Annotated in this window: 14 protein-coding genes and 1 pseudogene; 5 read left to right on the top strand and 10 right to left on the bottom strand. The window is 58.6% G+C overall.

Translation table 11 applies throughout. The annotated features are described in order from the left end of the window. A pseudogene (locus F759_RS0134095) lies at positions 1-254 on the bottom strand (hypothetical protein); the annotation flags it as partial. Positions 255-762: 508 nt separating this feature from the next. On the opposite strand from F759_RS0134095, the gene F759_RS0134085 reads away from it, so the two are divergent. Further along, entirely contained in the window at positions 763-1059 is a 297-nt protein-coding gene (locus tag F759_RS0134085) for an HU family DNA-binding protein (RefSeq protein WP_274533509.1), read from the top strand. 254 nt (positions 1060-1313) lie between these two features. Here F759_RS0134085 and F759_RS43535 read toward each other — a convergent pair whose 3' ends face one another. After that, a complete protein-coding gene (locus F759_RS43535) occupies positions 1314-1487 on the bottom strand; it encodes a hypothetical protein (RefSeq protein WP_167334054.1) in 174 nt (57 codons plus the stop codon). A 670-nt stretch (positions 1488-2157) separates the two neighbouring features. Between F759_RS43535 and F759_RS0134070 the strand changes: the two genes are divergently transcribed. Both F759_RS0134070 and F759_RS0134065 read left to right on the top strand, forming a co-directional pair. After that, the gene (locus tag F759_RS0134070; protein WP_152530782.1) at positions 2158-2667 is read left to right on the top strand and encodes a DUF5677 domain-containing protein; all 510 of its coding nucleotides are present in this window, start codon (positions 2158-2160) and stop codon (positions 2665-2667) included. A 205-nt stretch (positions 2668-2872) separates the two neighbouring features. After that, the gene (locus F759_RS0134065) at positions 2873-4984 is read left to right on the top strand and encodes a hypothetical protein (protein ID WP_027803735.1); all 2112 of its coding nucleotides are present in this window, start codon (positions 2873-2875) and stop codon (positions 4982-4984) included. A 92-nt stretch (positions 4985-5076) separates the two neighbouring features. On the opposite strand, the gene F759_RS0134060 is transcribed toward F759_RS0134065, so the two are convergent. The 8 genes from F759_RS0134060 to F759_RS0134025 form a co-directional block, all read right to left on the bottom strand. Next, on the bottom strand, positions 5077-5604 hold the full coding sequence (locus tag F759_RS0134060) for an RES family NAD+ phosphorylase (protein WP_027803734.1): 528 nt from the start codon (positions 5602-5604) through the stop codon (positions 5077-5079). Next, a complete protein-coding gene (locus F759_RS0134055) occupies positions 5601-5972 on the bottom strand; it encodes a hypothetical protein (RefSeq protein WP_027803733.1) in 372 nt (123 codons plus the stop codon). The genes F759_RS0134060 and F759_RS0134055 overlap by 4 nt, the downstream gene beginning before the upstream one ends. Before the next feature lie 311 nt (positions 5973-6283). Continuing rightward, a complete protein-coding gene (locus F759_RS0134050) occupies positions 6284-7432 on the bottom strand; it encodes a PDDEXK family nuclease (RefSeq protein ID WP_209440540.1) in 1149 nt (382 codons plus the stop codon). Between the two features lie 329 nt (positions 7433-7761). Further along, complete coding sequence (locus F759_RS0134045; RefSeq protein ID WP_027803731.1) at positions 7762-8160, bottom strand: hypothetical protein; 399 nt, start codon at positions 8158-8160, stop codon at positions 7762-7764. 62 nt (positions 8161-8222) lie between these two features. Further along, complete coding sequence (locus F759_RS0134040) at positions 8223-8789, bottom strand: hypothetical protein (RefSeq protein WP_027803730.1); 567 nt, start codon at positions 8787-8789, stop codon at positions 8223-8225. 52 nt (positions 8790-8841) lie between these two features. Next, entirely contained in the window at positions 8842-9216 is a 375-nt protein-coding gene (locus tag F759_RS0134035) for a septation protein IspZ (protein ID WP_274533508.1), read from the bottom strand. Positions 9217-9306: 90 nt separating this feature from the next. Continuing rightward, entirely contained in the window at positions 9307-9810 is a 504-nt protein-coding gene (locus F759_RS44675; protein ID WP_244438988.1) for a hypothetical protein, read from the bottom strand. Positions 9811-9955: 145 nt separating this feature from the next. Then, entirely contained in the window at positions 9956-10159 is a 204-nt protein-coding gene (locus F759_RS0134025) for a hypothetical protein (RefSeq protein WP_027803728.1), read from the bottom strand. 434 nt (positions 10160-10593) lie between these two features. On the opposite strand from F759_RS0134025, the gene F759_RS0134020 reads away from it, so the two are divergent. Together F759_RS0134020 and F759_RS0134010 are read left to right on the top strand one after the other, a co-directional pair. Further along, positions 10594-11157: a GNAT family N-acetyltransferase gene (locus F759_RS0134020; protein WP_051377566.1), complete on the top strand. Its 564-nt coding sequence runs from the start codon at positions 10594-10596 to the stop codon at positions 11155-11157. Between the two features lie 313 nt (positions 11158-11470). Next, positions 11471-11790: GNAT family N-acetyltransferase (locus F759_RS0134010; RefSeq protein WP_027803725.1), on the top strand; the 320-nt coding region annotated here is incomplete at its 3' end.

Genomic DNA, 11790 nt, shown 5'->3' with positions numbered 1-11790 from the left:
AGTTCGATGTGACCCACCAGAACCGATTCGTCATCCCAGGCAGGCCGGTCAACGAGCTGTGCCACGTAGTGCACATACACCTTATCGCCCGCCTGCGCCTTTACGCCCGCTGAAGGCACGTCAATGTCCATCAGTTTCGCTTTTCCGCCGCAGAACCGGTTGCCGAGGCCCGACGCCACACCTCTGGACGCCTTCTTTCCGGCGTCCGTCAGCGTGTACCGGGCGCCAGGCAGGCTTTGACTGAAGTCGCGCACCGTCGCAGGCTCCTTCGCCAGCAGTCCCACCTTCACAAGCTGGTCTGCCTGCTGCTGCTCCTAGCGCGAACGTTCGCATACTCGAACGGCGCAGGCCGTGTGCTCCAGACGCAGACTGCGTCCGTGGCATCGAGGTACTGCTGCACAGCCTTCGCATAGTTTTCTTTTGTCGTAGCCGACTTGCTGTCACACGCGCCGAGAGCGATGGTCAGCAGCATGGCGGCACAGACCCCGCGATTTTCGACGGTTTCATTGTGCTGTTTTCCGGTGACGAGTGCACTAACGATGACCTTCCCCAAGGAGTTCCGGTGGCTCGATGCATTAAATGCAGTTTTGGTAATAGCAGTTATCAACACTGGGGAGCGGCAACATCGCGGGTTTGTTTCTGCCCGCAGTCACGTTCCGCACGTGCCCGCCCCATTTTTGCCTTTCGCATCGAATGGAAGCCTGACGCCAGCTGCGGTTGCATGGCGGCGGACCAATAGGGTAGGGTGGCGGCATCGCAAACCTGGAAAAGGAACGAAAGATGAACAAGCAGGAACTGGTGGACGCCGTCGCCGCCGCGACGGGGCACAGCAAGGCGGCCGCCGCGGCCGCGATCGACGCCTTCATCGGCACCGTGACGAAGGCGGTCACGAAAGGGGACGCCGTTCAGCTGGTCGGCTTTGGCTCGTTTTCGACCGGGGCACGCGCGGCGCGCGTGGGACGTAATCCTTCCACCGGCGCCGAGATCCAGATTTCGGCGGCGAAGACCGTCAGGTTCGCCGCGGGCAAGGCGTTCAAGGATGCGGTCAACGCGCGGTGACAAGGTCGGGCGCTGGACCTTCATGCGGGTCTACAGCGCCAACTTAGGCAGGAGAACGAGTCAACGCGAGACGGCCGCTGGCACCTGGATGAAAATGAAGGGTATGAAGGTTGTGGCTTTCATACCCTTCATTTCTGGGACCGAAGCTTTCCAAGAGGCGGGAGCGTGTCGGCTTTCAGGCCAGAGGCAGTAGGCGCGCCGGAAGAGCGTTGCACGCTGGTTCTGCAGATGCCCGTCGCTGTGTTCGAGGGCGGTCAGTTATCGTCCGACCGGGGCGGAAGGTGCTCGTGCGGAGCGGGCTCGGCGGCGTCGGCGTCGGGAACGTGGTCGTCCGAAGAGACGGGCGTCGTGCTGGGTGGCGCTTCGCCCGTCGCGCCCGGCGATGGCCGTGCGGGATCGGGAACGGTATCGGAAGGATCGGTGGACATCTTGGGCTCCTAAGGTAACGGCGGCGTCTTTAGCAATATAGGCGGCGCAGCGGCGCAGCGGCTCAGCGGGAGAAGGCAGCAGAACTGGCCGGCAGTGAAGGGGTGGATAGTTGCAGCTATCCGCCCCTTCATTTCTGGACAACACTGACGGCTTGAAGCGGAAGGGGCGAAAGTTGGAGCTTTCATCCCCTTCGTTTGCGGAGAGCCCAAGCCCAGCGCGATGTCGGGCGTTTAGGGAGATTTGACCAGCGACGCCTCGGGCCACGGCGTTGGTTTGCGGATGCCGCCGCGATTTGCCCTATCATTGCGCCATTGCTCCGGCCAATGACCAGAAAGCGACCAAAACGGGCAAACGAGGGGTTATGGCGACTTTCGAAGCGGTCGGCTTTCTATCCGACGACTTGGACCAGTGGAAACACGCGGCACACGAGGCATACGCCGATGCGTTTCGTTACGCGTACCGTGCGAACGGCATGGCATTGCGGGTTATGAAAGCCATACCGATGCAAGGCATCTCGGAGGAGATGAAGTGGGCCATCGCGGCATTTGCACGAGCGACCGGCGCGTTCCAGTGCTCTGTCCTGATGATTGAGCGCGGTGCGATGCCAGAAGCGCGCGCATTGGCACCCTATGCGCCGAGACCCTCATCGTTGCGAAGGGACTGGTCAACTTGCCCGGCACACTCGAAATCCTACGCGAGAGTGACGCGGAACACAGCATCCGCGCGATTACCAACATCATCGGGTTGAACGCCGCTAATGCCCAGCCAGACGAAGAGTCGCTTGAGCGACTCAGAGGAACCATGGCCGAGCTCAAACTCGCTTTTCCACAGCGCCGGTCACTCAACTATCGAACGCTGGCGCTGAATACGGGCCTGGAGCTGTTCTACGAAATTGCCTACCGATACACGTCAGGAGACGGCGCTCACGCGACGCTCGGTGCTTTGATCCGGCATATCAAGGCGGAGGAGGGCAGCCACGGCTATTTCTTTGGCCCGGACATCGCGGGTATGGCGTCCACGCTGTTGACCGTGAGCGTAGCGATCACCGAGCTTATTGACCTTGCTGTGACTGGTATGGAATGCGGGGAGTTCGCCCCCGAATTGCGCGATTTGAAGCTGCACTGGTTCGCGATACGCGCCGATCTCGAAGCAAAAGCCGCGGAGGAATCGGCCGAGTAGGCCAGTTACGGGACGAAGAACCCTGAGACGGCAGGCGGCAAACCGGTCTGGAGTCTGATTCCCCGTCGCTCCCGGCCGCGCAACCGTTGAAATCAAGACTGAATGGAGACCTGCAGGCGAAAGTGCCGCAGAGACGCCGATATCGCTCAGAGACATCGTCAGGGTATCGCTGTCACTCGAGGATGTCTCCGGTATTGACCGTCTCGTGACGGCCATCCTCAACATGCGCGGGAAAGAGCGAAGAATCGCGCAGCTGTGCAACGAATCACTTTTCAACACAGGTATCGCAGCGCACGAAGCCGGTGCTATAAGCAGCGACTGCGACACGCTCGACAACGGCGTTCCAGCCGTGGAGGCGCATGAACAAAACCGCTATCACGATGGCGCCGTTCATCTGTGCGTCGTACTAAGCGAACTGCTCGGCAGAATTGCCGTTGAGGATTGCGCGTATGCGCGCGAACTGGCAGCGTCGTGGAAGCGTGTTGCGGGGGGACTCGGTCAGCGACTGTGGATCAACGCGCAGCGGAATCCTACGCTGTTCAGCGCAGAGGAAGCCGCCACCGCGATCCTTCAGTTGCCGGGTGGGGCATTCTGGTCCATGCGACGGGAACTAGTCCTGGTCATGCGTGAGAGACTGGGTGACGCCCCGGAACGGCTGGTCGAAGCGATCGTGAGCCGAATCCTGACCGAGTATCCGTCGATTTATCTGGAGTATGAGATTGAAGGCGCGGACTGGCGCCCCCAGGCACGGGATCATCGCGTCTGGTTGCTGCTCTCGGCGATCCGACTGGCCGGCGTGTTACCCGATGCAGGGCATACCCAGCTCGAGGCCATTGCATCGCGGCACCCGTTCATAAAGGGCGATTACAAGGAAAGCGACCTGTTCGGCAGCTTTTCCACGGGTGTGCAGTCGGTTCAGGGAGATCCTGCTCCTTTGATGGGCGCAGACGCCGCAGACCGTCTTCTCATCGCGCGCACGCTCCGCGATGAACGCGATTTCATGGCGCAACTGAGTTGGTCCGCCTACTGTTCGGGGCAACCGGCGGCGGCGTTTGAGGTCCTGCAGGGGGCCGACCTTACGCCGGAAAATGCTGGTTTGTGGTCTGATTTTCTGCAGGCGCTCACGGCGTTGACCGTGGTCAACAACGACCCCACCACTGACAACGAACAACTCGTCGCGAGTTCGTTCGAGCGTCTCGTGACGGCGGATGACGAAGTGCTGGCCTCACTGGTATCGCCGCTAAGCTATCTGCTTCGAACGTATGCGAAGCGGGCAGACGACAATGCCATAAACCGTTGGTGGGACCGGCTCTGGGACATGGCTGAACGGCAGGAGGACCCCATCGATCCAAAGGATATGGAACGGTTCTATGATCGGGTGATCAACCGGCCAGCAGGGCGACTTGCTGAGTTCCTGTTGCTGCTAATTGAACGTAGAAACGCTGCGGCCGGGACAGCGATCAACGATCGCCAGAGGCTGAGAAAAGTGGTTTTGTCGGATACGCCCGCTGGCTCGCTGGGGCGTGGCGCATTCGCCCACAGTGCGGGGTTTATTTTGCATGTCGACTGGCGCCTTGCGCTTGGCGCATTCCGCAAGCGTTTGGGCGAGAGCAGCGAGGAAGGAGTCAGGCTTCGCACGGTGCTGATCGCCGGCACGCAACTGAGTTTCTCCGCCACACGGGCATTCAAGGGTGCGCTCTTCATGGCAGCCTGTGAGACCGCTGCCAGGACCGAACACGGTGCAGCCTTCGCCGCCTCGAAGTTTCTCCATCCACTGTTTAGCTGGAGAATCAGCCCGAGTACCGGGAAGGCACCACTTTCGCTGGATGAAGTGAGACGACTATTAACGAAAGTGCCGCAGAGCGTGCTCATGGGCGCCGCGCAGTGCTTCAGGCAGTACATACGGCAGATCGGTAACTCGCCCGGGCTAGCTTGGCTACACTTTGCGGAACCACTGTTCGAAGCTGTCTGGCCATATGAAGCGCGATTCAAACGGGCAGCTGTGTCACGGGAACTCGCCGCGCTTTGCGCAACGGCCGGAACGGCGTTCGACGAGGCGTTCTCAGTATTGCGTCATTTTTTGACGCCGATTGATGGAGGTTGGTACGGGGTATCGCTGCTCGAGGAGTCGGGGGCTGTCAGTGCGAATCCGGAAACCTCATTGCATTTTCTTTGGCTCTTATCCGGCCCGGGATCATCCGGCCGCTCGGCAGAACTCGCGAACGTGCTGGACAAGATCATCGAAGCGGCACCCGACCTAGAAGTGGACAGACGCCTGCAATGGCTGGAGCAGAACCGCGTGATTCGATTGACGTAGGGGTTCAGAATCGCCACTAGCCGTAGCGCCACTATGAGCACTGGCTAGCAGCAATTCTGAACAGCAACGGCATGAATCTCAGGAAGGTGTCTTCAACGCAGCCAACTTGCCTGGTCCCGCGGAAGTCGGCCATCGGGGTCGTTGACCTCGATCGAATTGCCATCTCCGAGGCGGTCAGTAAACACCACGACGTTTGTACCGCGCTCGTCGGTCTGGCTGGGAAACACAATGCCGGTAAAGCCCTGCTCTCGAACCATGTCGCTGAGAACCCAGGTCGGGGGCTCGATGTGCAGCTCGAATTTCAGGTGCCGCCAATCCTCGCGCCAGTCGTGCCAAAGTTCGTCCCAAAGAGGACCGTGGTGGAGTTGCCGCAGGTCGACCAGATTACCCAAGGCGACGGTGTAGGAGCACACCGTGCAGGGTGGCAGGAAGGGCGAGGTCTGCTGGTACTCGCGCAGCGCCGTGAGTTCTTCCAGCGACAAATACAGTGCTTCGACACCTTCACGGTTGAAGCGCCCGCCTTTGGCTGCGGCGCCTGCTCCACTGGCAGGCCGGCTGGCCCAGCGGGGTGTATGTGCGCGGTAAAGCACGGTGCCCGCCGGCAAGTGCGTCACGATCATCCAATAAATCCTGCGCTAATCGACTCCAGATAGTCGATCGCATCCTCAGTCCGCCCGTCCTGGAGCAGTTGCAGGATAGTCTTATGGCGAAATAAGGGGATGGGTTGGTTCTTGACCAGAAACAGCGCTCGCTCGAAGTCCGGCTGTACCGCCGCAGCTGCCGACAGCACGCGCACGAGGTCGCGCAAGGTGGACTGGAGTCTCGGCGACTCAGGATGGGTGCGCAGCGTGTTGCGATGAACACCCGCCAAGGTTGCCAGGTCTTGCTGTTGCAAGCCCAAGACGTTGGCGAGGTTGGCGGCGGATAGACGGGAAGTTCCCGCTTCCCGCGCGGACTCAAGGACGTCGGCAAAGGCAATGGCGCTCATGGGTCGCTCCAAGTCGCGAACTGTACAGGCACATTATACGCACAGTCGGTGCATAGCTCAACGCCCCACAGTGCGCCTACCGGTGCAATCCCTCCGCAACGATCGTTGCGAAAAGACGGAGCGAGCGGCAAAAAGCCACATTGCGACCTCCATAGCGAAAGGCGGGCCGCACTCGCACTTAGCCACTATGTGCGTTCAGAAGTGCCGGTCACGAATAAAGCAAGGCAAGGTGCCGGGTGGTCGGCACCTCAGCGCTCCGAAGAACGAACGCGGTGCGATCACATCAACAGAAACAACGTGCGTTGCCTGAATCACCCTTCATGACGTTGAAAATCCGCAGCTGCCGATCGCACGCGCGGCCGCAACGCGTTGACAAAGGCGTTCGTCCGCTCAGCCAACCACCCATACATCTGTTCGCGGATTTCAGGTGCATCGACGTTGGCGAACCTCCGGCGGTCGCAAACCGACATCCTCCCATCGGCCGGCCTCTGGAAAATCTCGGCCGTGCCGCCAAGATCCGCCTTAACATCCGGCCATTCTTCGACAATTGCACGCATCGCGTAGTCGCCGCCAGTGCTTCTGTTAGACGATAATTCGACCCCAACCTCATTGAGTTGCTGGTTCCGGTAGACGTTTAACCACGCGTTGGGATGCAGCATGAAGTTTAGGTAGCCCTGTTTCGGCGGCTTGGGGATCGCCTGCTCGGGATCATCCAGCTTGAGCGTCTGCAGGAACCCGCTCCAGAACTGCTGCTGTGCGTTCATGCGGTCGAGGCGCCCTGGGTCGATTCTGGCGACACCTCCCTCTTCTTCGTCAGGCGCAAGACCGAAGCCGTCAGGGAGAGCCACCACCGTTCGCGTCAAAACTGTCGTTCGCGCGAGGACGCGCGGCACGACAAGACGGCCTCCGTCCGGCGTCAAAAACATCCGCATTTCGACTAGCCCCAGCGTGAAATGCAGGCCCGCATGCGCCTGCAGGTATTCGCTGATCGCCTCAACGCCCTCGCGAATGCCGTCTCCGACAATCAGGAGCAGAAAGCGGCCGCGCCGAAGATTAGCCGTCAAGGCATCGTTAAACTGAATTTCATCGATGGTCGGAGCGAACGCACGCACCTTCTTGAGAATCGGATCGCCATCGACTTTCAGGCGCTGCCGTACTTCGCGCTGTAGATCGGACGAGGACCAGCGCGTTAGCTCCTTTGCATAGTCAAGAATTTGACCAACGACTTCGCGCCGGGCCTCGGGATTGCGCCACAGCTTGCACTCGACGATCACGGGCAAACCGGATGCCGTCACCATGAGATTGTCGATCCGACCGGCAGTTGTCTCGAGTTCGGTACAGATGGCGATCGGATCATCGAAAATCGCATCGATCTCTGCAATCGGCAGACAGGACGGGTGGGCGTGGATGAGTCGTTGTAAATCGGCCTCACTGTAATCACCTTCACGATCGCCCGCCACGAGTGGCCGTAAGGGTGTCGGCACCGATTCTGCCGATAGGAGGAGCGGTGAGAAGGAGTTTCGCGACATAGGTGTCAATTGTGTGGGGACGGGTCGATCTTTAAGCGCAGCGCGATGCGCCAATCGGAACCATCGGCGAGCTGGGCGAATAACGCAGCCTCATTCCGAGTTCCAGCAGCGCTTAGCTGCGAACGGCCGACACCACTGCCGCCGCAGCCGGCTCAACGGCGCGAATTGCAGCTTCAGCCTCGGCGATCCATTGTGAGTATTTTGGATAAGCGCGGTCATCTTGTTTTACTATCCGTGGCGTTTGACGTCGCCGGCCAATCTCATTTGCTTACAAAGCGCGCGATCCGAACGTTTGTCAGCGCGGCGCTTGGCGCATCTGCACATCCGTACTTCGCAACATAGAGTCTGGACTCCCTCACTTGATGAACGAGGTTGTCGTTCATGTAAGACGTCACCGTTACAGACTCAACATCACCCGGAGCGATATTTACTTCCTGAGACAAGGCACTCTTGATCTCGAATCCATCTTTATCATAAAGGCGAAGACAGGCCCAACCCGCCAGGCGGCCGCTGCCCGTGTTTTGGACTTTTGCGACGACCATGACTTTCGGCCCCATAACTGGTTCGCTGTCAAACCGATAGCTCGGGACAGAAAGTGTCTGCGTGTGGGCGCTGACGCTAAACAAAAAAAAGCCGATTCCTAGAGCACGTCGCATCATTCAATTCTCGGCTACATGACATATCTGTTCACCGCTTTCCAATACTTTTGACAGGCGTCGAGTCAGATCGGCCTAGTCGTCCTTAACGACTCGCGCATCACCTTTCGAACCGCCCGAACATCCTTTTTCGACACTCGTAGTTCCGAAAATTCGGTCCTACTCTGGTCCCGGAGATAAAGATGCTTTGCGCCTTCCCTGAACACGCCGTGCATAGCCTGCCGTCTGTCGATCGGCTCAACGCGCGTTGACGGCTTTCTCACCCCGTAGAGCTGGCCGTCTTGTGCATAGTAGGCCGCCATGTAGCCCAGGATGCCGTCCGGCGAACTGTCGATGCCCAAACGTTCTGCTGCGTCCGCCCAAATCGAATTGTGAACGCGGGCCTCTTCGTACGCGATTCGGGCCGCGTCGGGTAACGCCACTTTCCGCCCCAACGCTAAGTTTCTGAGCGCACTCCATGTCCATCTATAACCCTTGGGATACAGCCACCAAGTCACCAGAGCGTAGCCGAGCAATAGAACCGCAGCAATCAAACTCGTCCATGCTACGGGCCGACTGTGCCAGTCGCTGAGAGCCTGAGCCAATGGCAACAGAAAAAAAATCACAGACCAGAACGCCGGATTCGTCAACATTCGCGCCTCTCACCCCGTAGATGCAATGTGTTCATTTCCGTTTACCGTTGTATCAAGCACTGCCTGCCGCTCGCCGATCGTCGCCGAGATACCGGGCCGCCCAAACCGAAAAGCCGATCAGCGCAAGGAGCGGTCCGAATGTCTTTAGCTCCAACCACGCACGGAATGGCACCACGTGGGCCACAGCGATATTCACGAGCGCGAGAACGACGTAGAGACCACCAAGACAACCGTGAAGTCGTCGCCAAAACGATCCCGGCTTGTCCAGCAGGCCTCCCCAAATAAGATAAAGCAGGCCATTGCCGCCGCGGAGCAAGCCGCCAAGTAGAAGCACCGCAAACCAGCCGAAGGCGATAGTTGGATGCCAGAGCATCCATTGGGGTCCATACAAGAGCGGCTTTAGCGGCGATAACAAGCACAAAGCCATCAATGCCAGAGACGCAATAAGTTCACCAAGAAACACGCGCCAAAATATTCCCCACACCATTTTCAACCCCGACTTGTAGTGGCAATTTTTCTAGTGAACGCGCGCGGGATACACGAAATCCGCTGCCGGCGTGAATTCGTACCGGGTCGGGTCGCCTTCGAACACAACATGACCCTCGATGGTGTTCTCACGGAGCGCTCGCACGCTGCGGTGCGCACTCGCGACGGCGAATTTGGCAAGGACGCCAGGCTCGACGGACTTCCTGCCTGTCGAGACTCCATCGCCCTCGATCAGGAGAACCGTTTCACTCGCGGAGTCGAGCTTTCGCCGGAGGGCTTCCTCATCGCAGTTTTCCGATGGTCTACGTTCCGCCGCGCGTACATCGTTGAGAGCCTGTCTCGCCCCTTCGAATTTGTCGACACCTTGTCCAGTGCCGTCGTTTCGGTAGAGAGCAATTCGAACCACGTTGAGCGTGAGAATAATGGTGGTGGTGTCCCATCCTTCGTTCACCAACGTATCGCCCAATGCGCAAAGCTCATCCTCAGGCTCTTGAAGGGCACCGCGCAGCATTTCGATATCGGTCGATCCCTGCATAGTGTTTTCCTGTCCGGTTATCCACAGAATCTGTTGATAGACCTGTGCATAACGTTTTCCGAGTTTTCTTAGTGCGCCTCAAGCGCGTAATACCACAGCTTCATCAGGTGCTCATCGGCCGAACCGGCGCGTTGCCTGTAAAGATTTAGCCTTCAAGACGCTTGAGGAAGCCGAGCAGGACTTTACGGAGATCGCCCTTCGAGACCACAATGGTGTCATCGGTGAAGTCCTGCGTTAGACGGTTCCGTTCCGCCACGCGAAGCACGTAGCGTTCGAGAATCCAAAGCGCGGCCTGCACTGAGATCTGTGCCCACCATTGCGTGCGTTTGGGCTTGCGACCATTCGCCATGTCGTGGCTGAATTGATAGCGACCATGAGCGAGCCTGCGGATACCTTCGGGCGCCCCGCTCGTATGCGACAGCTGCTCCGAACCCCCCTTATATCGTCAGCATGCTCCGCGCCCTTGAGTTAGTCAGGCGTGCACCGGATTTCAATTTATTGGATTGATATTACCATTCGCACGCGCCACCTCCACCATTTTCAGCAGTCGAACGGCCGTGTCGGGTGACACATAAAGTGAAAACTGTGCCAGGCAAGTGAAAAACTGCTGACACGGTTAGTGAAAAAAACCGGGCGACGGCCCCTACCCGACGGGACGCTGACGTCGGCGACTGTCGCTGATCGACCCACAGCGGTCTGTGGCGGCGCTCGAAAGCGGCCGCTCACACTCGCGTACAGCTTTATGAATGGGTAAATTATCGGGTCGCACTAATATTTGCCGAAATGACCTCAGCCCTCTATAGCAACACGCCCTATCGCACCGTTTCGCTGGAAACCGACCGCTTGATTCTGACTCCGCCCACCATCGATGACTTCGATGAAATGCATTCGATGTGGTCAGACAGGGAGGTCACCGCCCAAGTTATAGACTCGCCACTCACGGAGGAAGAGGTTTGGGCGCGCTTACACCGGATAGTGGGCCACTGGGCGCTTCTGGGATTCGGTCATTGGATTGTCAGGGAAAGGAGTGGCAGGAAATTCGCAGGCGAACTTGGATTCTTTCGTTTCAAACGAACACTGACTCCGGACTTCGACAAGGCACACGAAATCGGTTGGATGTTTGCAAAAAACTCGCAGGGACTGCGTTACGCTACTGAAGCGGCGACAGCGGCCCTAAAGTGGCTGGAGGCAGATTCTCACTGCAAAGAAACCGTGTGCATCATTGCTCCCGATAACCTCGCATCGCTAGCCCTGGCGAAAAAACTCTCGTATCAAATTAAAGATGAGCTCACGTATCGAGGCAAGCCGATGCTAATTTTGCGTCGAGAGGTGGCACCGAATCTGTGAACGGCGGCGCATGTTGAGCGGGATTGAAGAGGCCGCGTGCAAACGGAGACCAACAGCCGTCATCGATCGTCAACGATGTAGCCGAGCGCGTTGAATGTCCCAATTTGGCCGATCAGCGTCCCGCGACCGAGCGCGACGCTCATCTTGTCTGCGCGCGCGATGCAAAAGGCACGAGCCGACCCACAAGCGACAAAGGCAAATCCCGAAAGCAGCCGCACAAACGTTGCACTGCCACGCGTTCGATGCATGCCGTTGTCCGTTTGCAGCTCACATGCTTTAATGGGGTCATCTACTTCCCACGCCCCGCCCCGTCATGCCGCTATTTGAACCGATAACGCTGAATACCCCGCGCCTCATTCTGCGGCCGCTTCGTGATGAAGACGCGCAAGCGCTATTCGCAATGTGGTCCGACGCAGATGCGATGCGCTTCTCGTTTCCGGCGATGACCCGCTTAGATCAGGCAGCGGACCGCATCACGCGTCTATTAAAAAAATCAGCTGACGGCGAGGACNTCGTTTGCGCGGTCGAATTGCAGACAACCAGCGAATTGCTCGGCACTTGCATGCTCTTTCATGCGGACGAGCAATGTCAACGCGCGGAAATAGGCTTTAGTCTGCAACGCGTGCATTGGAG

The sequence above is a fragment of the Paraburkholderia dilworthii genome, assembly GCF_000472525.1.
Lineage (GTDB): Bacteria > Pseudomonadota > Gammaproteobacteria > Burkholderiales > Burkholderiaceae > Paraburkholderia > Paraburkholderia dilworthii.
Note: the sequence above shows the minus strand (reverse complement) of the source record. Positions and strands in the feature narration are given on the sequence as shown.